Source organism: Nitrobacter vulgaris, assembly GCF_031453995.1.
In the GTDB taxonomy this organism is placed as follows: Bacteria; Pseudomonadota; Alphaproteobacteria; order Rhizobiales; family Xanthobacteraceae; genus Nitrobacter; species Nitrobacter vulgaris.
Genome location: NZ_JAVDPZ010000022.1, coordinates 1 through 23,102 on the forward strand (window position 1 = coordinate 1; position 23,102 = coordinate 23,102).

The following is a 23,102-nucleotide window of genomic DNA, read 5'->3' on the forward strand; positions in this document are numbered from 1 at the left end:
CTTCGCCGCCATGATCTGCTCCGTGACGAATCACGGAGCTCTATGAATCAGCGATCAAACCGATTGGGAATCCTGAATGTCGATCGGTTCTAGAGACTTAACACCGTCGTTCCCGAATCCGGCTGCCGAGAACCGCAAAGACCAGTGGTCAGGATCAGCGCTCTGTGTCTTCGGAATGAAGAGCAGTGATGTGGCCTAGATCCAGCCCTGAAGCTCGCGCAGCACCAGTTTCCGGATAACATCCATGCCTGGATCGCTGTCGTTCAGGCAGGGAATCGCACTAAACTCCTCACCGCCATTGTGGCGGAAGATTTCCGCATTCTCCTGCGCGATTTCCTCCAGCGTTTCCAGACAGTCCGCCGAGAAGCCAGGCGTGACAATGGCGATACGCTTAACGCCGTCCTTCGCCAGTTTCTCAACGGTCTTGTCGGTGTAGGGCTGCAGCCATTGATCGAAGCCGAAGCGCGACTGGAACGTCAGCATCAACTTTTTCGCATCAAGCCCCATGCGTTTACGCAGGGCCTCCGTGGTCGCCACGCATTGCGCCTGATAAGGATCGCCCTTGTCGACATACGCCTGCGGCATTCCGTGGAATGACGCCATGATGATCTCGGGCGTGAACGAGAGCGAGGCGATATGCTTCTCGATTGAAACCGCCAGCGCGTCGACATAGTCGGGATCGTCGTAATAGGGCGGCGTCACCCGCAGTGTCGGCTGCGCGCGCATCTCGCCGAGCACGCGAAACGCCTCGTCGCATACGGTGGCCGTCGTCGCGGCCGAATACTGTGGATAGAGCGGCACCACAAGTAACCTGTCGCAGCCCTGTGCCGTCAGCGCTGCGATGCGCGAGTGCATCGACGGATTACCATAACGCATCGCCCAATCGACGACGACGTGCTCGTGGTCCGTGATCGCAGCCCCGAGCTTGTCGGACTGCGCGCGCGTGATGGTCTTGAGCGGCGACTCGTTCCGCTCGGTATTCCAGATCTTCAGGTAGTCGCGCGCCTTGCGGCGCGGACGGGTATTCAGAATGACGCCGTTCAGCGCCAGCTTCCAGATCAGGCCTTGCTTCTCGATCACGCGCGGATCGGACAGGAATTCCTTCAGATAGACCCGCAAGCCGCGCGCATCGGCGGTGTCGGGTGTACCGAGATTGACGAGCAAAACGCCGACGCGCTCGCGCGGCGCACCCGCCGCGGTCCGACCCTTACCAATAGGAATAACGACCGTCATACCGTCTGGATTCGCGCGCCTGCCCGTTCTTGTCAAGCCCGCGCATCTGCCGATACTGTTGCGAATTGACCGCGAAGGGGATTGCCATGACGGTTGCCGAATGGTGCATCTTCGGTACGGTCATTCTGTACCTGCTGACGATCGTACCGTTCAAGGCGCTGGGCTCTCCCGGTTTCGACAACGGCCGCCCGCGCGATCCGGGATTTTACGACGATCCGCTGCGTGCCCGAGCGCTCGGGGCGCACCTCAACGGCATCGAAACCTTTCCGTTTTTCGCGGTAGCCGTGCTGTTTTCGGAGTTTCGCGCCGCGCCTCAGCATCTGGTCGATGAACTGGCGGTCCTGTTCCTGATCGTCCGCGCCGCTTACGTTGTGACCTATATCGGCGACCGACCGACGCTGCGGTCGATCCTCTGGAGCATCGGCTTTGCCATCAACACCGCGATCTTCTTCCTGCCGGCGATCCGGCACTGGCTGCCTTCATGACACGCGCGCAAGTTAGCTCCTCTAAGCCGCCTGCGGCGTTTCCAGCAACCCACGTCGCCGCAACAGCGCCTCCGGCTCCGGTTTGCGGCCGCGGAAGGCGATGTAGGCTTCTGCCGGATCGCGGGAACCGCCCGACGAATAAATATCATCGTGCAGCCGCTTAGCCGTCTGCTGATCGAAGATGTCTCCGGTCTCCTCGAAGGCTCCGAACGCATCGGCGTCCATCACCTCCGACCACATATAGCTGTAATAGCCGGCCGCGTAGTGATCTCCGGAGAAGATGTGGCCGAACTGGGTCGGCCGGTGCCGCATCGCGATTTCCGCCGGCATCCCGATCTTTTCCAGCCCGGCCCGTTCGAACGCTCCGACATCGGAAATCGTCGAGGCCGGCTGGCTGTGAAACTCCAGATCCATCAGCGCCGAGGCGACGAATTCGATGGTGGCAAACCCCTGATTGAACTGGCGCGCCGCAAGGAAGCGCTCAAGCAGATCGTCCGGAAGCGGCTCTCCGGTCTGGTAGTGTTTTGCGAACTGTCGCAGCACTTGCGGCTGTTCCTGCCAGTGTTCGTAGAGCTGTGAGGGCAGTTCTACGAAATCAGTAAACACGCTGGTGCCCGACAGCGAGGGATAAGTGACGTTTGAAAGCATGCCGTGCAGGCCGTGTCCGAACTCATGGAACAGCGTGCGCGCATCGTCCGGCGACAGCAGCGCAGGCTGGCCATCCGTACCCTTGGCGAAATTGCAGACGTTGATCACCAGCGGCGCGATGTCGCCGTCGAGCGTCTGCTGGTCGCGCAGCGTCGTCATCCAGGCGCCGGACCGCTTCGAGGCTCGTGCGAAGTAGTCGCCATAGAACAGCGCCTGATGCTTGCCGGCCGCGTCCATCACTTCCCAAACTTGGACGTCCGGATGCCAGGTCGGAATGTCCTTGCGCTCTGAGAAAGAGAGCCCGAACAGCCGATGCGCGCAATCGAAGGCCGCGGCGATCATGCCCTCCAGTGTCAGATAGGGCTTGATCGCGGCATCGTCGAAATCAGCGCGGATCTGGCGCAGCTTTTCAGCGTAGTAGCGCCAATCCCAAGGCGCGAGGGTGAAGTTGCCGCCCTCCTCCGCGATCAAGCCCTGCAAGGCATCGCGGTCGGCAAGCGCCCGCGCGCGGGCCGGCTTCCAGACCCGCTCCAGAAGACCACGGGCGGCTTCCGGCGTCTTGGCCATCGAATCCTCAAGCCGATAGACGGCGAAGCTAGGGTAGCCCAGGAGTTGTGCGGCTTCCTCGCGAAGCGCGAGGATCTCCACGATGGTTGCGTTGTTGTCGTTGGCGTTGCCGTTGTCGCCGCGGGCGGTGAATGCCTTGTAGACTTTCTCGCGCAGATCGCGGCGGCGCGAGCTCTTGAGAAACGTCTCCACCGAGGAGCGCGAGGTGGTCACGATGGCCTTGCCGGGCAGCACGCGTTCCTCCGCCGCGGCGCGCGCCGCTGCAATGAAGCTGTCCGGCAGGCCGTCTAGATCATCTTCGCCGAGTTCGAGGAACCACTCCTGTTCGTCGCGGAGGAGATGGTGGCTGAAGGTGGTGCCGAGATGAGCCTGCCTTTCGTTGATCGCGGCCATCCGCGCCTTCGCGGCCTCGTCGAGACCGGCGCCAGCCCGGTGGAAGCGCGTGTAGGTGCGCTCCAGCAGCCGTAACTGTTCGGCCGTCAGTCCGAGCGCGGTGCGATTCTCGTGGAGTTGCGCGATGCGGCCGAACAGCACCGCGTTCATCATGATCGGGTTCCAATGCCGCGCCAAACGCGAGGAGACATCCTTGTCGATCTCGAGCAGCTCCGGATTGGAGTGCGCCGACACCAGATTGTAAAATATTGCCGAGACCTTCGCGAGCAGCCTGCCGGAGCGTTCCAGCGCGATGATGGTGTTGGCGAAGTCCGGCGCCGACGGATCGTGGGTGATAGCGGCAACCTCGGCGGCATGGTCGATGAACGCCTGTTCGAAGGCGGGCAAAAAGTGTTCAGGCCCGATCTCGCCGAACGGCGCGGTCTGGAAAGGCGTCTGCCACGCCTTCAGCAGCGGGTTGTCCGGACCTGAGGCGGAAACGATAGGCGACGATTGAGGCGTGTCTGACATGGCGGTCCTGCTTTCGCCCGTTGCTGCACATTTTTGCCGCGATCCAAAGGCACCAAAACTATAACACGCGATGGGGCTCTTTGGGGCCTTTGGCGCTTGCCGCGGCAGGCATTTTCGGAGACATTGCGGTCGCAACGGGATTCTCCGACATGAGCTCTCAACCAACCCCTTCCGCCACACGCCAGATCATCTGGCCCAGCGTCATCACCGTCATTTCGGCTGCGATACTGATCGGCGCGGAAGTGTTCGGCGCAGCGTTCGCTGGCGGCTGGGCGCTCGCGATTCTGTTCGGACTGAGCGAGACGGAGGGCCATATTCTGCAAGCGGTGCTGTTCGTGATCGGCGTGTTCGTCATGATCAATTTCATCCGCGCCGCCCAACGCGTCGAGCCCTTCGTACGGCGAGTCTGAGACAAACCGCTGCGGCACAGGGTCAACCCGCATCCTTCGTACGCATCATCCGACGTTTCATTAAACAACTTTAAACTCTTCATCATCGGCGCACGAACGCGTCTATCGACGACGGCGTGGAGAAACAGCTTCGTTCCAAGAAAAATGTTGCGAAGCCTGATCAAAAGACTTATCTCTGTTCCTGCCCAATTTCGCACGTGCCTGTGGTCGTGTGTCAGTCGGTGGGTATCCGGACAAGAGGCCGGACAGCCGCCAAGGGTGAAGTGGCCGAGGGTCGCTCAGTCGATCGAGACTGAGAGGCCAGCATCTCTCTCCAGGGATGCCATTGAAGGCGCTTTATTCCTTGCAACCGTGACTGGCAGCCGGAGGCGAACCGGTGCACCCCGCTCTCAACGGGGGACGCGACTTAAAGCAACGACGGATCGGGCTTTTTTGGTCTCTACCGGCTTTCCACCGCCGGCGCGGGCTACTGAAAAGGCTTGTCCTTCATTGCCAGGTGTGCGGGCGGGATCATCCCAACCAATCCACGGCAGCACAGTTGATCTGAGCTCAAGGCGTTGTCGCGTCTCCATCGTGCGACGACGCCAGAACGTTCAGGCCGACGTCATTTTGAACGAGTCCGTCGCTGGACCGTTTGGAGGGTGCTATGACCGAACGCATTCGGGAATTCCTGCGCGACCGTCGCAGCAAAGGAGACGATACCGAGCCCTGCCTCGTGGTCGATCTCGACATCGTGCGCGACAACTACCAGACCTTCGCGAAGGCGTTGCCGGACTCGCGCGTGTTCTACGCCGTGAAGGCAAACCCTGCACCCGAGGTGTTGAGCCTGCTTGCCTCGCTCGGGTCGTGCTTCGACACCGCGACCGTCGCCGAAATCGAAATGGCGCTTGCTGCCGGCGCGACGCCGGATCGCATCTCCTTTGGCAACACCATCAAGAAGGAGCGCGATATCGCGCGCGCCTATGCGCTCGGCATTCGTTTGTTCGCGGTGGATTGCAATGCGGAGGTCGAGAAGATCGCCCGCGCCGCTCCGGGGGCGAAGGTGTTCTGCCGTATCCTCTATGATTGTGCGGGTGCCGAGTGGCCGCTGTCGCGCAAGTTCGGCTGCGATCCGGAGATGGCGGTCGAGGTGCTCGATCTCGCTAAACGCCTAAGTCTCGAGCCGGTCGGCATTTCGTTCCATGTCGGTTCGCAGCAGCGCAAGGTGAAAGCTTGGGATCGTGCTCTGACGATGGCCTCGCAAGTGTTCCGCGACTGCGGCGAACGTGGCATCAACCTGACCATGGTCAACATGGGCGGGGGCTTCCCGACGAGGTACCTGAAGGAAGTTCCGCCGGTCGTGCAGTACGGCCGGTCGATTTTCCGCGCACTGCGCAAGCACTTCGGCAATCAGATCCCTGAGACCATCATCGAGCCGGGCCGCGGCATGGTCGGCAACGCCGGCGTGATCGAGGCTGAGGTTGTTCTGATCTCAAAGAAGAGCGTCGGTGACGAGAACCGCTGGGTCTATCTCGACATCGGTAAGTTCGGCGGCCTCGCAGAGACCATGGACGAATCGATTCGCTACGCAATCAGGACGCCGCATGATGGCGCCGAGATGACACCGTGCGTGCTGGCAGGCCCGACCTGCGACTCCGCCGACGTGCTCTACGAGAAGCAGCCGTATCCATTGCCCGTGACGCTCGAGATCGGCGACAAGCTGCTGATCGAAGGCACCGGCGCTTATACGTCGACCTACTCTTCGGTGGCCTTTAACGGCTTTCCGCCGCTGAAGACCTATCACATCTGAGCGCAAGCTCTTCCTCTCCGTTCGCGGAGAGCTGAAAGAGAAACCGGAAGCCGGTCCACCGGCTTCCCCCCATCACAATGATTGCTGACAAACTCCGCGCGGCTATTCGAGTCGCCAGAGTGGGGATGACGCGCCATGAATGCTGTTCTCAAGAAAATCGCCGCCCACTGCGAAATTTCTTCCTTCGCGATCCGCGCCGAGCGCCCTTCCGACGTCGCCGCGCGCGAAACATTGCTCGACGCAAGCTTCGGCGACGGCCGCCATGCGCGGACCTGCCAGCGTCTGCGTGACGGACGGAAACCGGCCGAGGACCTCGCTTTAGCGGCGGTTAATAACGGCAAGCTGATTGGAACCGTGCGGTTGTGGCACGTCAGCGCCGGGGGCGTCGCCGCGCTGGCGCTCGGTCCTCTCGCGGTCGCTGCGTCCCATCGCAAGCTTGGCGTGGGAGCCGCATTGATGGAGCGCGCGCTCGAGCTTGCGCAGGCGCACGGCTATGGCGCCGTGATCCTGCTTGGCGATGCGCCGTATTACGCGCGCTTCGGTTTCTCGGCATTCAAAACTGGCAACCTTCTCCTGCCCGGCCCGTTCGAGCGCGACCGGCTGCTCGCTGTCGAACTGCGCAAGGCTGCGCTTGAAGGCGCTTCTGGCCTGATCGTACCGACAGGCGCTCGGGTTTCGAAAATGCGGCGAGCTCACGCCCGGGAAATTGCGCGACCGATGCCGTGCGCGGCATGAACGCATCACGACGGACAATGCTCGTTTCAAGAGCGGGCGCGTGCAAGCAACGCTCGCGCCGAGGACGGAATTCGACAAACGCCGTGCTCTCGCCGAGGGATATAATGCCCTGGTCCAGCCGGAGTATTGACTTCCACGCGGATCACCCTACGTTGGCATGATCATGTCGAACGTTTGCAATAATCGTTTGTTGCTGCGCGCTGGTCACCTTCACGCAGGAAGGTGACCCGGGCGGACGTGTGCCGTCCGGGATTATTCAAGTTCGACCGCATTTCCACCTGACCATTTGTTTCTTAGGCACATCGAGCGATGCCTTGCATCGCATGTTGTGCCGTCGTCGTCGGTAATCGTCTAATCAACAGACGATCATTCACTACGACCAACTCGCGGTAAAAGACATGCTCGACAATCTGCAGATACGCCTCCCCGCCATCGCCATTAGCACACACGATATCGACCGCTTGCGGCACCTTGCCGAAGCTGCGATGGAGAAACATCCCACGACGGCAGAATTTCTCGCCCGGGAAATCGACCGCGCCGAAATCATTCCCGCCGATCGCTCCGTCATCGACGACATCAGCGGCCTGAGGCGCAAGGTCAATCTCGTGACGATGCAATCCGAAGTGACGTTCGTCGACGACATAAGCGGCGAAAAGCGTAAAGTCGTTCTTGTTTATCCGGAAGACGCCGACGTCGATGCCGGCAAGATCTCGATTCTCACACCTGTCGGCGCGGCCCTTATCGGCCTGTCTACGGGACAGAGCATCGAATTTCAAACCCCCTCCGGCGGATGGCGTTCGCTGACCGTGATCGCTGTCTGGTCGCACTGGCCAATGGCGGACCGTAAATAGCAGTCATGCGCCTGTCTCCACCCTGTTAGGGGCAGGCGCACGACGTTATCAGAATCAGGCCCGGTGACCATGCGCAGCCGTCAGCAGCGTGTTATTTCCGGCTTTGATGGCACTAAAACCGGAATCCAGCTTCCGATCGCCGCGTTGTCCAGTTCGCTTCAAAACGCTATAGACTTGGCGCATGACGGGCGGCCACCATAATGACCATTCCCATCGTGCTTGTCATGGTCATGGCGGGCATACTCATGGTGACCATGGTCAGATCGCAAATTTCGGTCGCGCTTTCGCGATCGGAATCGGTCTGAATGCGGCCTTCGTCCTGATTGAGGCCGGCTACGGCTTCGTTGCAAACTCCACCGCGCTGCTCGCCGATGCGGGACACAATCTGTCCGACGTGCTTGGATTGCTGGTGGCGTGGATCGCAGCCGTACTATCGCAGCGCCCGCCGACGCCGCGTCTGACCTATGGCCTTCGCAAAACATCGATCCTGGCGGCGCTCGCGAATGCGATCCTTTTGCTGATCGCATGCGGAGCGATCCTGCTCGAGGCGATCCAGCGCCTGATCCATCCCGAGCCGATTGAGAGCCTGACCGTGATCGTCGTCGCCGCCACCGGAATCATCATCAACGGCATCACCGCGTGGCTGTTCGCATCGGGCCGCAACACCGATCTCAATATTCGGGGCGCCTATCTGCATATGATGGCGGATGCCGCCGTCTCGTTCGGCGTGGTTCTGGCTGCCACCGCGATCATGGCGACGGGATGGCTTTGGCTCGATCCGGCGATGAGTCTCGTCATCGTTGCGGTCATCGTCGCGGGCACATGGAGCCTTCTGCGCGAAAGTACCGCGATGACGCTGGCCGCCGTACCTTCGGGCATCGATCCGGCCGCGGTACGCGCCTTCCTCACCGGACATTCCGGCGTTGCCTCGATTCACGACCTTCATATCTGGGCGATGAGTACCACCGAAACAGCGCTGACCGCTCACCTTGTCATGCCGGCTGGAAACCCAGGCGATGCCTTCTTGATCAAGACTTGCCATGAGTTGCAGCATCGATTTGGAATCGGCCATGCCACGCTGCAAATCGAAACATCCGTCGACGTCGAATGCGCGCTCGCGCCCGACCATGTCGTATGATTATGACATCTATAATCATATGACCGCGGCATGACATCGCGGAACCGTGCGCGGGGCCTTGATTTCATCGGCGTTTTATCGTTTTCAGGGATGCTCAGCGGCCGCTTTTGCGGGCGCGCAATTTCCCGACAATCTGGAGATATATGATGTCGTCCAATGCTTCGTCCGTGCATGCACGCATCACCGGGCCGATCGTCATGATCGGATTCGGTTCGATCGGAAAAGGCACTCTGCCGCTGATCGAGAAGCATTTCGAGTTCGACAAGTCGCGATTCGTCATCGTCGATCCGCATGCGGACGATACGCTGGCAAAAAAACACGGCGTCAGATTCATCAGGCAGGCCATTACCCGCGACAACTATCATGATGTTCTGGTTCCCCTGCTGACGGAAGGCGGCGGTCAGGGCTTCTGCGTCAATCTGTCGGTCGATACCGGCTCAGTCGATCTCATGACCATGTGTCGCGAGATCGGATCACTCTACATCGACACCGTGGTCGAGCCGTGGCTCGGATTTTATTTCGACAAGAGCGCCGGCCCCGAAAAGCGCTCCAACTACGCGCTGCGCGAAACGCTGCTCGCGGCCAAGCGCAAGAGCGAAGGCGGCACCACCGCGGTTTCCACCTGCGGCGCCAACCCCGGCATGGTGTCGTGGTTCGTCAAACAGGCGCTGCTCGACATCGCGCGCGATACCAACACACCGTTCAACGAACCGAAGAGCCGCGAAGGCTGGGGCCAGCTCGCGCACAAGCTCGGCGTCAAGGGCATTCACATCGCCGAGCGCGACACCCAGCGCTCGAAGACGCCGAGGCCGATGAATGTGTTCGTCAATACCTGGTCGGTGGAGGGATTCGTCTCCGAAGGAATGCAACCCGCCGAACTTGGCTGGGGCACACATGAAAAGTGGATGCCCGAAAACGGCCGCAAGCACGACACTGGATGTCAGGCCGCGATCTATCTGCTGCAACCCGGTGCCAACACGCGCGTACGTTCATGGTGCCCGACGCCGGAAGCCCAGTATGGTTTTCTGGTCACGCACAACGAGTCGATCTCGATCGCCGACTACTTCACGGTGCGCGACGGCCAGAAGGTGATCTATCGCCCGACCTGCCACTATGCCTATCACCCGGCGAACGACGCGGTGCTGTCGTTACACGAGATGTTCGGTGCGGAAGGCAAGATGCAGCCTGAGTGGCACATCCTCGATGAAACGGAGATCGTTGACGGCATAGACGAGCTTGGCGTGCTGGTGTACGGCCACAGCAAGAACGCCTATTGGTTCGGCTCGCAACTCTCGATCGAAGAAACGCGCCGCGTTGCGCCTTATCAGAACGCCACCGGCATGCAGGTCTCATCCGCGGTGCTGGCCGGCATGGTTTGGGCGCTGGAAAATCCGGAAGCCGGCATCGTCGAGGCCGACGAGATGGACTTCCGCCGCTGCCTCGAAATCCAGCGCCCCTATCTCGGTCTTGTAAAGGGCTATTACACCGACTGGACACCGCTGACCGATCGCCCCGGACTCTTTCCGGAGGACATCGATACAGCGGACCCGTGGCAGTTCAGAAACGTTCTGGTTCGGTAATCCGTGCGAGATACGGGAGAACAAACAGCCCATGCGCAGGCAGGAGAGGTTTCGTCCGGCCTGCGGCTCTTAATGTCCGTTAATCGGTGGAGCGACCTTCTCTGCCGGCGCGGGAGGCAGCGCCGGTTGAGGGTTTGCGTGCCCCGCCTCATCAGCATCGGGCCGTGCAGGTTCAGGCGCGGGCGTCGTCGGACGGGTACCGCCCGGCTTTGATTCAGCCGGACCATTCTCTTTGCCGGCGGGCACAGGCTGGGTTTGCGGTGGCGACGTCTGCGCGATCACTATCTCTCCCTGCGCGAACGACAGGGAGATACCGGGCACCATCAAACCGATAGCGGCGATGAGCACGGTCGCCAGACCGGCTTTCGCATCGTTGTCTTTTTTCGTATCGCCGTTGCGTTTGCTCGCCATCATGAGGCTCCCCACCGCTATGGTCAGAGACCAACAACTCGCCACGCGCAAAGTTCCCTCTCGAGACCTTAAGAGCGAGCCGGCCTCAACAAGTCTATCGCGTAGAGCGTTTAGCGAAGTGGATACCGGTTCGCGCCAAGACAACGCGTCACAGCAGAATAGCCCCGCTTCTGATCCTATCAGAAGCGGGAAGGTTCTTAGAGATCGACCAGCCCCGCGTCGCCGTTCTGCAGGGCAAAAGCCAGCATCGAGCCCTTCGCATTCCATGCCAGCGCCGTGACAGCTGCATCACCGTCGTGGCGGACGACAACCTTGGCGCCGTTTGTGATCCGCACCATCAAGATGATGCCGTTCTCGTATCCGGCGGCGAGAAAGTCCTGGGTCGGATGGCAAGCGACCGCAGTGACGCGGGTCTGCAACGGAGCCAGCATAACCGGCTCCTTGTCCATCGGGCCGTCTTTGCTGGCAAAGGGCCAAACCACCACCCGGTCCGCGCCGGATGTCGCCAGAAATTTTCCAGCCATGGCCCATGACATGGATTTGACGCGGCTGGGATAGCCGGTCATTTGCATATGCTGCGCATCGGCCAGCCGCCAACCATGCAGCGCCGGCTCGTGCATGGTGGTGACGATAAATCTGCCGTCGGGACTGAAGGTGACGCCGAGATGCGAGCCGGCCCATTCCAGCCGCTCTGGCGCAGCCGTCATGTTCGGAAACCACAGTGACACGCCGTTGTAGTGCGCAAGCGCGAGTCGTAAGCCCTTCGGCGCGAACGCAAGTCCTCCAACACTCGAAGGTGCTTCGATCGACTTTTCCTCACCCTTAAGGCCGCGCAAGAAAGCGGTCTTGCCAGCGGACCATGCAAGCGCGCCATCGTGATGGACCGCAACGTTATCGATCCAGCGGCGTTTTGCGTCGGTCACGAGAACCGAACTCTCGCCATTCATGTCGAGCGCAACAACCTTGCCGTCGTCGCCACCCGTGACGATCCGTTTACCATCCGAAACCGACGACAGGATCGCGCCGCCATGAACGGTCACCGCGACCTTCTCGCCGTCGCCGGAGACGAGCGTGATTGTTTCCTCGTCGCCGACGAACGCGGCGCGATCACCGATGAAGTAGAGGGCTGCCACCGGTGAACCGATGGTGACGGGACGCACGCGCTCGCCAATTGAGGCCATCGCGTGCTGCTGCTGAGCGGTGTCTTTCATCACGCGGCGATGCAGTTCTGAAAGCCTTCACGGATCAAGGCTTCCGGCAATTCGCGGCCAATGAAGACGAGACGACTCTCCCGCTTCTCGTCAGGCTTCCATGCACGCTGGCGGCTGCCCTCCAGCATCATGTGGACGCCCTGGAAGACGTAGCGATCGTCGTCACCGCTAAACGCCATAATACCTTTCGAGCGCAGAATCTTTTGTCCCTCCGCCGCCAGGAGCTCCTGCAGCCAAGGCATGAACTTGTCCTGCTCGAGCGGCTTGTCCGAACGCAGAGACAGCGACTGCATCTCCTCGTCGTGATAATGCTTCGAACCGTGGCCATGATCGTGATCGTGATGATCGTGACCATGATGGTCGTGGTCGTGATGGTCATGATCGTGGTGGTCATGATGGTCGTGACCGTCATTCTCGAGGAAATCCGGCTCGAGCTCGAGGATCCGGTCAAGATCGAACGCACCGCGTTCCAGAACATCCGACAACGCCACCTGGCAGCGCTCGGTACGATGCAGCTTGGCATAGGGGTTGATGCCGCGAATCCGCGCTTCCACCTCGGCCAGCTCCGGTACCGACACCAGATCGGTCTTGTTCAAAACGATGACGTCGGCGAAGGCGATCTGGTTTTTTGCCTCGGGCGCATCCTTCAGCCGCTCGCTCAGCCACTTGGCGTCGGCCACCGTCACCACGGCATCAAGGCGCGCATTGTTCTGCACGTCTTCGTCAACGAAGAAAGTCTGCGCTACCGGCGCAGGATCGGCAAGACCCGTAGTCTCGACGATGATGGCGTCAAACTTGCCCTTGCGTTTCATCAGTCCTTCGAGAATACGCACCAGGTCGCCGCGCACCGTGCAGCAGACGCAGCCATTGTTCATTTCGAACACTTCCTCGTCGGCACCGATGATCAGATCGTTGTCGATGCCGATTTCGCCGAATTCGTTGACGATCACAGCGTATTTCTTGCCGTGATTTTCAGACAGGATACGGTTCAAAAGCGTGGTTTTGCCGGCGCCGAGATAGCCTGTCAGCACGGTTACGGGAATTTTTGTCGAGGCGGAGGCGTTTATATCAGACATCAATGAACTCGGGGCTGTTCCGCACTCCTTGCGGAGGGAGGTGGGGTTCAATAGCACGCGCAGCACTCGGCGACCACACGAGCCGCTTCGCGATCCTTCCTGGGGAAGGCAAGCCCGCGACTATTCCGCCAGCGCGCTCATCAACGCCTTTATATTATGCCGGACCATGGCAATGTAAGTGGGGGCGTCGCCCTTTTCATCGCTCAAACTGTCAGAATAGAGCGTCCCCCCGACCCGTGCCCCGGCCTCAGTGGCGATTTGGCTGATCAGCCGCGGATCGCTGAGATTTTCCAGAAACACGGCCGGGATTTTTGCGGTCCTGATCTGGGTGACGGTGGCGGCGATATCGCGCGCGCTCGCCTCGCTATCGGTCGATACGCCCTGCGGAGCGATGAAAGCGATGCCATAGGCCGCCTCGAAATAGGTGAAGGCATTGTGGGCCGAGATCACTTTGCGACGCTCTGGCGGAATCCGGGCCACTGCCTCGCGAACCTCCTGATCCAGCGCATCCAATTTCGCGAGATAGTCGGCGGCGTTGTCCCGATAGACCGCTTCGCCCGCGGGGTCGGCCGCAATCAGTGCATCTCGAATATTAACGACGTATATTTTGGCATTGGCAACGGACTGCCATGCATGAGGATCTGCCGAACCCTCACCGTGCACCGTTTGACCGGCATCGGCCGCGCGAAGTGGGACACCTGTGGTCGCAAATACGATCGCCGCGTTGCCGCCAGAGGCCTGCACCAGCCGCGGCAGCCAGCCTTCGAGGCCGAGGCCGTTGACAATGACCAGTCTCGCGGCCGCGACCTTTTTGGCGTCTGCCGGCGTCGGGGTAAACACATGCACGTCGCCGCTCGTCCCGACCAGGGTTGTGACACCGGTCCGCGCGCCTCCAACAGCCCGCGCGAAATCGCCGAGAATCGAAAAACTCGCAACCACCGCAATCCGGTCATCGCTGTGGGGGTCATCGCTACGGTCTTGGGCGCGGACGGGCGCGAGCGCTGCCAACACGATCGCGACCACCCATATTCCGAGACGAGACCGCGCCATGACGTCCACCATCACGCTTCGAGATGGGGCGCGGGAAAAAGCTGTCGCAGAATCCCGCCGACGCGTCCGAACAGCACAGACGCGACATAAAACGCCGACGCCACCAGGATGATTGCCGGTCCCGAAGGCACCTTGCTGTGAAACGACAGCACCAGTCCGGCATAACCGGACAGCAGTGCGCTAACGACAGCGATCATCATCATGCCGGTGATGTCGCGCGACCAGAACCGGGCGATGCCCGCCGGCAAAATCATCAACCCGACTGCCAGCAGGGTGCCCATGGCATGGAAGCCGTTGACGAGGTTAACGACGACCAATCCGAGAAACGCCAGGTGCGCCGGCGCACCGGCGCGGCTCACCGTACGCAGAAACACGGGATCGACGCATTCGATCACCAGCGGGCGGTAGATCACCGCGAGCACCACAAGTGTCACGGTGGCATTAATCGCGATCACCATGAGCGTCTGGTTGTCCATCGCAAGGATATTGCCAAAGAGCACATGAAGCAGATCGATGTTGGTGCCTTTGACCGACACGATGGTGACACCCAACGCCAGCGACGCGAGATAGAAGGTTGCCAGCGACGAATCCTCTTTCAATTCGGTGACGCGCGATACCACCCCCGCCAGAATCGCCACTGCGAACCCAGCAATTAATCCGCCGACGGTCATCGCGAACAGATTGAGGCCCGACAGCAGGAAACCGATGGCCGCTCCCGGCAGGATCGCGTGCGCCATCGCATCGCCGACAAGACTCATCCCCCTCAACATCAGGAACACGCCGATTGGCGCCGCCCCTAGCGCAAGCGCGATCGCCGCCGCCAGCGCACGGCGCATGAATTCGAAATCAGCGAAGGGAGCGACCAGCGCGTCGTAGATCATGATGCCTCAAGCTGCGCGCGGCGGAACGTGCGCTGCGCAGGCAGCAGCGCCATCATCGAAAGCTTCACACATCTGCCGGGCCAGCGACAGGTTGTCGGCCGTCAACGCCTGCGCCGTCGGTCCCCATGCCACCGCGCCGCGCGCAAGCAGCAGGGTCTCCGGAAAATTCGCGCGCACCAGATCCATGTCGTGCAGCGCCGCGACCACCGTGCGCTTCTCCTCATGCCAACGCCGCACCAGAGCGAGCAAATCGGCCGAAGTCTTGGCGTCAATGGCGTTGAAGGGCTCGTCCAGGACGATCACGCCGGCATCTTGCAACAGCACCCGAGCGAACAGCATGCGCTGCATCTGCCCACCCGACAGCGTGCCGATGGGGCGATTTTCAAATCCGTTCAGGCCGACGACCGCAAGAGCTTCAACGATCCGCCGGCGTTCCCGCCTGCCGAGTCCGCCGAACGCGCCGGTGGTTCGCCACAACCCGGAACCGGTGAAATCGAACACCGAAATCGGAAAGCTGCGATCGATCTCTGCGCTTTGTGGCAAATAGGCAATGTCGCGGACGTCGAGGTCGCCGAAGGCGATCGATCCCGCCAGCGGCTTCAGGATGCCGACGATGCCGCGAAACAGCGTGGATTTACCCGCGCCGTTTGGACCGACCACCGCCAGCAGCGCGCCGGACGCGATCTCACCGCTCAGATGATGCACGGCCGGATGCCGCTCATACCCCAGCGTGACGTCACGAAATTGCAGTTGCGCTACCATCTCACGGTTGTCAGCAGTACGGCCGCCCAAAGCCCGGCGCTGACCGCAAGCGCCGTTCCCAGCCGAGCAACCAGCGCCATCCGCAGGATCGACCATGGCACTGTCTGGGCCGGATGCGGCGAGGATGGTCCATGGGCGTGCCCCTTTGGGTGTCCATGCTCGTGAGCTTGACCATGGACGTGAGTGTGAGGAGGAAGCACCTGATACGCTTTCCGGCCCTGGACGAGACCAGGGAGCCAAATTGAGAGGTCCATGACCGTTATATTATAACATCACGGTTGGCTAGCAGGCAAGCCGGCGGCTTCGCGAACGGGGCGTCCAGCAGTCGTCGCCCTATGTCAGGTGGACGGAGCAGCGCGAGGCCGGCAAACAGGCCGAACGACCAATCCCGACCACGTAGATGGCTAGCCAGCCGATCTCGCCGTGTTTGTACAACAGCGGTATCGAGCGATGATGCAAGAAGGTGACGCAGCAGACCCGCTGCGGTCCAACCTGAAACATTGATGAGAAATGTAACGAACGAGCATACCAACAAAAAAAGGCGGCACTGCCATGCCGCCTTTCATGAGATTCTCCGCCTATAGATCAGACGGCCTTGGAGAACAGTTCGTCGACGTAATCCCAATTCACGAGATGATCGAGGAACGCCTTGAGATAATCCGGACGGCGATTGCGGTAGTCGATGTAATAAGAGTGCTCCCAAACGTCGCAGCCAAGAATGGGAGTCGCGTTGTGAATCAGCGGATTCTCGGCGTTCGGCGTCTTGGACACTCCGAGCTTACCATTCTTCACTTGCAGCCATGCCCATCCTGAACCGAACTGCCCGGCGCCAGCTGCGGCGAAGTCAGCCTTGAATTTGTCCAGACTGCCAAAATCCTCGACGATTTTCTTCTCCAGACGACCGGGCAGTTTATTGCCACCGCCATTGGGCTTCATCCAGTTCCAGAAATGCAGGTGGTTATAGTGCTGACCGGCGTTGTTGAAGACGCCCACGGCCGCGCTCTTGCCGTATGAGCTTTTCACGATCTCCTCGAGCGATTTGCCCTCGAATTCGGTCCCCTTGATTGCGTTATTTCCGTTGGTCACATACGCCTGATGGTGCTTATCATGATGATACTCCAAGGTTTCTTTGGACATATGAGGCGCAAGCGCGTCATGGGAATACGGCAGGTTCGGAAGCGTAAAGGTCATGGGTTATTTGTCCGAATTGGTGGGAGATTGAAATTGAGACCAGAGAAAACCCCTGATCAGGAGTTTCCTTCGCCAGTACTACAATAGCCGTTACATACCATAACTTGAGAGTGGTCAACGCTGGGTATGCCGGTCTTGCAGGCCGCATATTCACGAGACGCGCAGCTCGCTGCCACTACGTCCTTTGCCTTCTCCAGGACCGGCCATAGCTCGCTGCACATATAACGTTGCATCACTCGTTTTTTTTGTTATGCACCCCAAGGGACTCTGGAGGTGGTTGTCATGCTCGTGCGATCCGGCTTTGCCATTGCGATTCTTTCCGCCATGTTATCTGTCGCCGGCGCACAGACACCGGCCGACCCCACCGGCATCTGGTTAACACAGGCGGGTGATGCCAAGGTTCGTGTCAGCAAATGCCGCAGCGGAATTTGCGGCGTCATTGTCTGGCTACGCAACCCGATCGATCCCGCGACCGGAAGACCTGCCGTCGACGACAAAAATCGCAACCCCGCGCTGTCCAAGCGACCGATGATCGGACTGCCGCTGTTCCATGGCATGTCGCAAACCGAATCTAACAAATGGTCAGGCACGATCTACAATGCCGATGACGGCAACTCCTATGCCAGCAACGTCTCTGTCGCGGGTCCCGGCGCGCTGCGCGTGGAAGGCTGCGTCGGCGCGTTGTGCAGCGGAGAGGTCTGGACGCGCACTCACCGCTGAAGAACAAACGACCGACCTACCCTCGCCTTCAAAGCCTCGCAGCACGCAGCCGCAGCGCGTTGCCGACGACGCTCACCGACGATAGCGCCATAGCCGCCGCCGCCACGACCGGGGACAACAGCAAGCCAAAAAGCGGATAGAGAACTCCGGCTGCGATCGGAATGCCTGCCGCATTGTAGATGAAGGCGAAGAACAGGTTCTGCCGAATATTGCGCATTGTCGTCTCAGAGAGACGGTGGGCGCGAGCGATACCCATGAGATCGCCCCCGAGCAGCGTCACGCCGGCGCTCTCCATTGCAATGTCCGTCCCGGTGCCCATGGCGATGCCGACATCGGCGGTAGCAAGCGCTGGTGCATCGTTGATGCCGTCGCCGGCCATCGCCACGACACGCCCCTCATCCCGAAGTCTTGCGACGATCGCGCTCTTCTGCTCGGGAAGAACATCCGCCTCGACATCGGCGATGCCAAGCTGCCTGGCGATCGCATGGGCGGTGGTGCGATTGTCGCCGGTCAGCATGATGACCTTAATGCCGTCTTCTGCCAGCGCTTTCAGAGCCGCGCGCGCTGACGCTTTCACAGGATCGGCAATCGCGAGCAGACCCGCCAGCTTGCCCTCACGTGCGATATTGATGACGGTGGCGCCGTCGGCGCGCAGATCTTCGGCCAATGCCGCCATGCCGTGAACGGCAACATTCCGGGATTCGAGAAACGCGGCTGAGCCGATCAGCACAGTTTTTCCCGCGATCTTTCCAGTCACGCCCTTTCCGGCCGGCGCGTCAAATTCCTGCACGTCGTTCAGCACCAGATTGCGGTGCTTCGCCGCAGCTACGATGGCGTCCGCCAGCGGATGCTCGCTGGATCGCTCGACGCTTGCAGCAAGACGCAGCAGATCGTCTTTCTCGACACCTTCCGCTACCTCGATGGCGACGACCTTGGGCTTGCCCTCGGTTAAGGTGCCGGTCTTGTCGACCACCAGCGTGTCGACCTTCTCCATGCGCTCGAGCGCTTCGGCGTTCTTGATCAGGACGCCGGCCTGCGCGCCGCGTCCCACGCCCACCATGATCGACATTGGCGTGGCGAGCCCGAGTGCACATGGACAGGCGATGATCAGCACGCTCACCGCAGCAACCAGACCGAACGCCAGACGCGGCTCGGGGCCAACGACGGCCCAGACCGCGAACGCGACCGCGGCCGCAGCGATGACGGCGGGCACGAACCAGCCGGCCACCCGATCGGCCAAACGCTGGATCGGAGCGCGGGACCGCTGCGCCTGCGCTACCATCTGTACGATCCGCGACAACAGCGTGTCGCGCCCGACCTTCTCGGTCCGCATGACGAAGCTGCCAGACCGGTTGATGGTGCCAGCGATCACCCGTGCGCCCGCTTCCCTGGCAACCGGCATGGATTCACCGGTCACCATAGATTCATCGAGCGACGAGCGACCCTCGACGATAACACCGTCCACCGGCACCTTTTCTCCGGGGCGAACCCGGAGCCGGTCACCGACGGCTACGTCGTCAAGCGCCACATCGTGATCCGCGCCTAGCTCATCAATGCGGCGCGCGGTCTTCGGTGCAAGATCGAGCAGCGCCTTGATGGCTCCCGACGTTGCCTCGCGAGCGCGCAACTCAAGCACCTGCCCGAGCAGCACCAGGATAGTGATAACCGCCGCCGCCTCGAAATAGACCGCGACCGCGCCGTCATGCCCGCGAAAGGCCGGCGGGAATATCGCGGGCGCGAAGGTGGCGGCAAGGCTATAGACATAGGCGACGCCAGTGCCCATCGCGATCAGCGTGAACATGTTGAGATTGCGCGTCGTCAGCGATTGCCAGCCACGCAAGAAGAACGGCCAGCCGGCCCAGATCACCACCGGCGTCGCGAACGCAAGCTGAATCCAGTTCGATAATGTTTGCCCGATCCAGCCATGCGCTCCGGCAATATGCGCACCCATGTCCAACGCGATCACAGGCAACGCGAGGATCAACCCGATCCAGAACCGGCGCAGCATATCCGCGAGTTCAGGATTAGGCGCGTCATCCAGGGACACAAATTCAGGCTCCAGCGCCATGCCGCAGATCGGACAGGCGCCGGGGCCAACCTGGCGGACTTCCGGGTGCATCGGGCAGGTGTAGATGGTGCCTTCCGGCACATCCGCCGGCGGCGCCTTGGACTTGTCAAGATATGACTGCGGCGCCGCGGCGAATTTGGTTCGGCAGCCGGCAGAGCAGAAATGATAGGTCGAACCATGATGATCGAAGCGATGTTTGCTGGTCTGCGGATCGACCGTCATGCCACAGACCGGATCCAGAACTTTTACGTCGGCCGCATGGGCGGCCTGACCATGGTGTTGCTCGTGATGATGTGCGTGCGCGTCATGAGCATGTGCCGTCGCAACTTCCTCACCGCAGCAACTCGCCTCACTCGATGCGGCGGGGGGTGATGCAGTCTGCTTCTCCGCACCGCAGCCGCAGCCATCTTGGGACTTTGCTTGCCCTGCTGTGTTCATCCCGATCTCCGCAATCCCCTTGCAGTCTATACCCCACGGGGGTATATATCCGTCATGCGCGACAATATCAAGATATCCTGCCGAAAGCGCCTCAGCCGGATCGAGGGCCAGGTACGCGGCCTATCCCGAATGGTGGACGAAGACCGCTATTGTATCGACATCGTGACGCAGATATCCGCCGTGCGCGCCGCGCTCCGGCGCGTCGAGGAGGAAGTGCTGAAGGATCATGTGGCGCATTGCGTCGAGCACGCGATCACAAGCGGCAACAAGGCCGATCAGCGGCGCAAGATCTCCGAGTTGATGGCCGTCATCGAGCGGACGAACCGATAGTTGAAGAGATACTGCCGGCGTTCACCGGGTGCGCGACATCGGATGCGCCAGATCAGATCGATGCGGTATCTGAATCTTCTCGAAGTCGCACTGCCCAATACGTTCTATGTTGCAGCGGTTGTGAGGAGTTGAAGCCAGCTTCGTCAAACTTCTCGACGAAGCATTTCGGCGCGACCGCCGAAGCGAGGGCACTCGTGCAAACCTCACCGCCCTCCGCCAGGATGACTGGAGGCAGCCGTTCTTGACCGGCTCTAGCATGAACTGATGGACCCGGCCCGCCACATCAAGCGGCCGCATGTCGAACTCAACGCTTCGATTGAAACTTTCGCACCGAAGTGGTCAAGATTCGACAGGAGATTGACGGTGATCTCCCGAATCCGAAAAGCGATCCGTCAAAAAATTTTCGCTACTGATTTCCCAGCAGAAAATCACGATCTTCTTTTGAACATCGTTTCGGACACTATCGACAACGATCGAGTGAATCATCGACAGATCAAGCACAGAAAATCGACGTACGATAGTTTGAACGGCACTCCGCAGACAGACAAGAAAAAGACCGTTAGCACCAGTATCACAAGGCATCTGTATTAGCACTGCAACTATCGCTGACAGTTCGACACTGTCTCATATCGTTTGTTGCGATGATGTTTGGTCCACGCAGAGACTGTCGACTTCACGCGCACCTCATGTTTCAGCCGAAAGAACCCCGAGACGTGCGGCGAAGGCTTTGCTGACAGAAGCATGGATCGCTTTGGGAAACCGGGGCGGCAATTCATCCGCTAACCGCTCCAGCGTCTCGCCTGCGGTGGCAGCGATTTCGTTGATCACGGTTTGAACGGTCGTCTTCGAAAATCGCGCCTTCCGTCCGGTCTCGAAGAAGTGTCGGCCTTGAATTCCATCAATCCTGTAGTGGTTCTTCGCTCCCACGGCCATGGCGAGCTTCATCTGCTTGCGTTCGATCTGGCGGGCGTCGAGACTCGGCTGGGCGGACAGAACGTCGTAAAGCGGCGTCAGGCGGAAAGTGCCGCCTGGTCCGAGGAAGATGCTGAAGTTCTTGGCGTGTCCGTCGGTGGCCCCGATAAGCCAGAACAGGATCTGGGCCTTGAGGACGGTCTTGCGATCCTCGTCGGGCGTGTCGCTGCCCTTGAGGAGGTCGAGAACCTGCACGAGGCCGGGCCCGCCGTCGCTCTGATACTTCCTGCTCGGGGGCACCGACAGCGCCTGACAGCAATCTTCCTGCGGCAAGCGCAGTAGGCGCCCGTCCTGAGTCCAACGCCGGTCGAAGCGTTCAATGACCAGCGCTCTCGTCCTCCCGAACGTCTCGATGGTGGCGTTGTTGACCGGAAGCCCAAAGACTGCGAGCAGCCTCAGGCAAAAAAACTCGTTCTCGACGCTGTTCGACAGATCGATGCCGTTTGGCAGTTCACCGATCTGGGGCTTCAGGATATGGGTCGTGGGTGTCGTCCCGAGAGGCCTGCGCCAACGCTTGCCGTCCCACAGCAGCGCGGTCTTTTCCTGCGCGCCGGCAACGGAAATCCGGAAGTCGTCGTCTTTGCTGAGGCCAAGGGGAGCCTGCTCAAGGTTCCGCAGCAGCTTTTCGATTGCCGCGTCATCGATGGGCTCTCCTTCGATCCCACTGCTGCGCTCATCGACTCCATCGGCAACAAACTGGAGAGCACCGATGCAATCCCGTCCGATGGCTACGAGCAGGCTATAGGCGTCGGCCCCTTCAGCGCCGACCCTTTCTGCGACACGTCGGCGCAGCAGTTCGGAGTCGGGGAGCAGGTTCTCGAAGACAGCAATGACCGGAGCACCGCGCCAGGAGTCCTCCCGTAACGGCAGTGAAAGCGAGACCGGGATGGCATTCTCCCAACCGAGCCAGCTTTCATCATATTGAAAGCTGACCGCGCCGCCCGGATCTTTGAGAAGATGACCGACCAGGCGGTTGTTGAGATAGACGTACAGCGGTGCGTGCTGCCGACGGCGCGCCATCAGAAAATATCCTCAATGGCGGCGGCCCTGCCCTTCGATCGTGGTCCTATCTGTACTTCGAGGTCGAGCGCGGCGAGCACGGCAAGGATCGTATCCAGCCTGGTGGCGGGATTGCCGCTTTCGATTAAGGAGACTGTCTCCTGACGGAGACCCGCCCTCTCGCCGAGCTGCGTCTGGCTCCATCTCCGCTGCTTGCGTGCGCGGCGGATGAAGTTGCCGACCTGCTTTGGACTGCGCGCCAAGTCTGCCATAGCTCAACTATGGCCTAATTCCGATAATTCTTCAATATCGTAATTAGTTCATAGATTCAAATTATGCGTCAAATGCGATAAATAAGTTTTACATGAACCAGCGCATAAAACCTCGCCTTGAGAGGCGTTCTACTTGGCGCCGCATTAGATCGTACCTGTCCACGGTGCCCCGTCCACTTCACTTTCCGGAATGTTGTGGGCACGGCTGCCATGCCGATTGGTAAGGGAACGACGCGGAGGAGATCTCAAGGGAGGTCGTTAAGGCCGTGATAATTTCCGACCCAAAAAGCAAAAGTCCTTTGCTCCGCTTTTAAATCGCCGTCTCAGGCCCACACAACTTACCGTGCTAAGAACGTAACCTAACCTTCGACAGTGCTTCGGC

The 23,102-nt window shown here is 60.4% G+C and carries 21 protein-coding genes; 9 read left to right on the forward strand and 12 right to left on the reverse strand.

Annotation, left to right across the window (positions count from 1 at the left end):
* Window positions 1-195: 195 nt before the first annotated feature.
* Window positions 196-1,233 carry a ferrochelatase gene (gene hemH, locus GGQ85_RS13485; protein WP_309774936.1) on the reverse strand — a complete coding sequence of 346 codons (1,038 nt, stop codon included), beginning with the start codon at window positions 1,231-1,233 and terminating at the stop codon, window positions 196-198.
* Between the two features lie 86 nt (window positions 1,234-1,319).
* Between hemH and GGQ85_RS13490 the strand changes: the two genes are divergently transcribed.
* On the forward strand, window positions 1,320-1,718 hold the full coding sequence (locus GGQ85_RS13490; protein ID WP_309774937.1) for an MAPEG family protein: 399 nt from the start codon (window positions 1,320-1,322) through the stop codon (window positions 1,716-1,718).
* Window positions 1,719-1,739: 21 nt separating this feature from the next.
* Here the strand turns inward: GGQ85_RS13490 and GGQ85_RS13495 are convergent, their stop codons facing one another.
* Window positions 1,740-3,836, reverse strand: coding sequence for a M3 family metallopeptidase (locus GGQ85_RS13495; protein ID WP_309774938.1), 2,097 nt, complete (start codon window positions 3,834-3,836; stop codon window positions 1,740-1,742).
* Between the two features lie 149 nt (window positions 3,837-3,985).
* Here GGQ85_RS13495 and GGQ85_RS13500 point away from each other — a divergent pair, with 149 nt between their 5' ends.
* The 6 genes from GGQ85_RS13500 (at window position 3,986) to GGQ85_RS13525 (ending at window position 10,339) form a co-directional block, all read left to right on the forward strand.
* Entirely contained in the window at window positions 3,986-4,246 is a 261-nt protein-coding gene (locus GGQ85_RS13500) for a hypothetical protein (protein WP_309774939.1), read from the forward strand.
* Window positions 4,247-4,892: 646 nt separating this feature from the next.
* On the forward strand, window positions 4,893-6,035 hold the full coding sequence (locus GGQ85_RS13505) for a type III PLP-dependent enzyme (RefSeq protein WP_079447762.1): 1,143 nt from the start codon (window positions 4,893-4,895) through the stop codon (window positions 6,033-6,035).
* A 135-nt stretch (window positions 6,036-6,170) separates the two neighbouring features.
* On the forward strand, window positions 6,171-6,770 hold the full coding sequence (locus GGQ85_RS13510; protein ID WP_309774940.1) for a GNAT family N-acetyltransferase: 600 nt from the start codon (window positions 6,171-6,173) through the stop codon (window positions 6,768-6,770).
* A 398-nt stretch (window positions 6,771-7,168) separates the two neighbouring features.
* Window positions 7,169-7,621: a nucleoside diphosphate kinase regulator gene (gene rnk / locus GGQ85_RS13515; RefSeq protein WP_079447764.1), complete on the forward strand. Its 453-nt coding sequence runs from the start codon at window positions 7,169-7,171 to the stop codon at window positions 7,619-7,621.
* A gap of 181 nt (window positions 7,622-7,802) precedes the next feature.
* Window positions 7,803-8,759 (forward strand): cation diffusion facilitator family transporter, encoded by a 957-nt coding sequence (locus tag GGQ85_RS13520; RefSeq protein WP_309774941.1) that lies wholly within the window; start codon window positions 7,803-7,805, stop codon window positions 8,757-8,759.
* A 143-nt stretch (window positions 8,760-8,902) separates the two neighbouring features.
* Window positions 8,903-10,339, forward strand: a complete 1,437-nt coding sequence (locus GGQ85_RS13525) for a homospermidine synthase (protein WP_309774942.1) — start codon at window positions 8,903-8,905, stop codon at window positions 10,337-10,339.
* 69 nt (window positions 10,340-10,408) lie between these two features.
* On the opposite strand, the gene GGQ85_RS13530 is transcribed toward GGQ85_RS13525, so the two are convergent.
* The 7 genes from GGQ85_RS13530 to GGQ85_RS13565 form a co-directional block, all read right to left on the reverse strand.
* Window positions 10,409-10,750 (reverse strand): hypothetical protein, encoded by a 342-nt coding sequence (locus GGQ85_RS13530; protein ID WP_309774943.1) that lies wholly within the window; start codon window positions 10,748-10,750, stop codon window positions 10,409-10,411.
* Window positions 10,751-10,947: 197 nt separating this feature from the next.
* Window positions 10,948-11,961 carry a WD40 repeat domain-containing protein gene (locus GGQ85_RS13535; RefSeq protein WP_079447766.1) on the reverse strand — a complete coding sequence of 338 codons (1,014 nt, stop codon included), beginning with the start codon at window positions 11,959-11,961 and terminating at the stop codon, window positions 10,948-10,950.
* Window positions 11,961-13,037, reverse strand: a complete 1,077-nt coding sequence (locus GGQ85_RS13540) for a CobW family GTP-binding protein (RefSeq protein ID WP_309774944.1) — start codon at window positions 13,035-13,037, stop codon at window positions 11,961-11,963. The genes GGQ85_RS13535 and GGQ85_RS13540 overlap by 1 nt, the downstream gene beginning before the upstream one ends.
* Window positions 13,038-13,157: 120 nt before the next feature.
* Entirely contained in the window at window positions 13,158-14,087 is a 930-nt protein-coding gene (locus GGQ85_RS13545; RefSeq protein WP_309774945.1) for a metal ABC transporter solute-binding protein, Zn/Mn family, read from the reverse strand.
* Between the two features lie 11 nt (window positions 14,088-14,098).
* Window positions 14,099-14,968, reverse strand: a complete 870-nt coding sequence (locus tag GGQ85_RS13550) for a metal ABC transporter permease (RefSeq protein ID WP_309774946.1) — start codon at window positions 14,966-14,968, stop codon at window positions 14,099-14,101.
* A 6-nt stretch (window positions 14,969-14,974) separates the two neighbouring features.
* Window positions 14,975-15,730, reverse strand: a complete 756-nt coding sequence (locus tag GGQ85_RS13555) for a metal ABC transporter ATP-binding protein (RefSeq protein WP_309774947.1) — start codon at window positions 15,728-15,730, stop codon at window positions 14,975-14,977.
* A gap of 585 nt (window positions 15,731-16,315) precedes the next feature.
* Window positions 16,316-16,921 carry a superoxide dismutase gene (locus GGQ85_RS13565; RefSeq protein ID WP_309774949.1) on the reverse strand — a complete coding sequence of 202 codons (606 nt, stop codon included), beginning with the start codon at window positions 16,919-16,921 and terminating at the stop codon, window positions 16,316-16,318.
* 282 nt (window positions 16,922-17,203) lie between these two features.
* Between GGQ85_RS13565 and GGQ85_RS13570 the strand changes: the two genes are divergently transcribed.
* Window positions 17,204-17,641, forward strand: coding sequence for a DUF2147 domain-containing protein (locus GGQ85_RS13570; RefSeq protein ID WP_309774950.1), 438 nt, complete (start codon window positions 17,204-17,206; stop codon window positions 17,639-17,641).
* A gap of 28 nt (window positions 17,642-17,669) precedes the next feature.
* Here GGQ85_RS13570 and GGQ85_RS13575 read toward each other — a convergent pair whose 3' ends face one another.
* Window positions 17,670-20,147 (reverse strand): heavy metal translocating P-type ATPase, encoded by a 2,478-nt coding sequence (locus GGQ85_RS13575; RefSeq protein ID WP_309774951.1) that lies wholly within the window; start codon window positions 20,145-20,147, stop codon window positions 17,670-17,672.
* A 54-nt stretch (window positions 20,148-20,201) separates the two neighbouring features.
* Between GGQ85_RS13575 and GGQ85_RS13580 the strand changes: the two genes are divergently transcribed.
* Window positions 20,202-20,477 (forward strand): metal-sensitive transcriptional regulator, encoded by a 276-nt coding sequence (locus GGQ85_RS13580; RefSeq protein WP_079447773.1) that lies wholly within the window; start codon window positions 20,202-20,204, stop codon window positions 20,475-20,477.
* A gap of 684 nt (window positions 20,478-21,161) precedes the next feature.
* On the opposite strand, the gene GGQ85_RS13585 is transcribed toward GGQ85_RS13580, so the two are convergent.
* The gene (locus tag GGQ85_RS13585; protein WP_309774952.1) at window positions 21,162-22,469 is read right to left on the reverse strand and encodes a type II toxin-antitoxin system HipA family toxin; all 1,308 of its coding nucleotides are present in this window, start codon (window positions 22,467-22,469) and stop codon (window positions 21,162-21,164) included.
* Window positions 22,469-22,720 (reverse strand): helix-turn-helix transcriptional regulator, encoded by a 252-nt coding sequence (locus GGQ85_RS13590; RefSeq protein WP_079447776.1) that lies wholly within the window; start codon window positions 22,718-22,720, stop codon window positions 22,469-22,471. Before GGQ85_RS13590 ends, GGQ85_RS13585 begins: the two co-directional genes overlap by 1 nt.
* Between the last annotated feature and the right edge of the window lie 382 nt (window positions 22,721-23,102).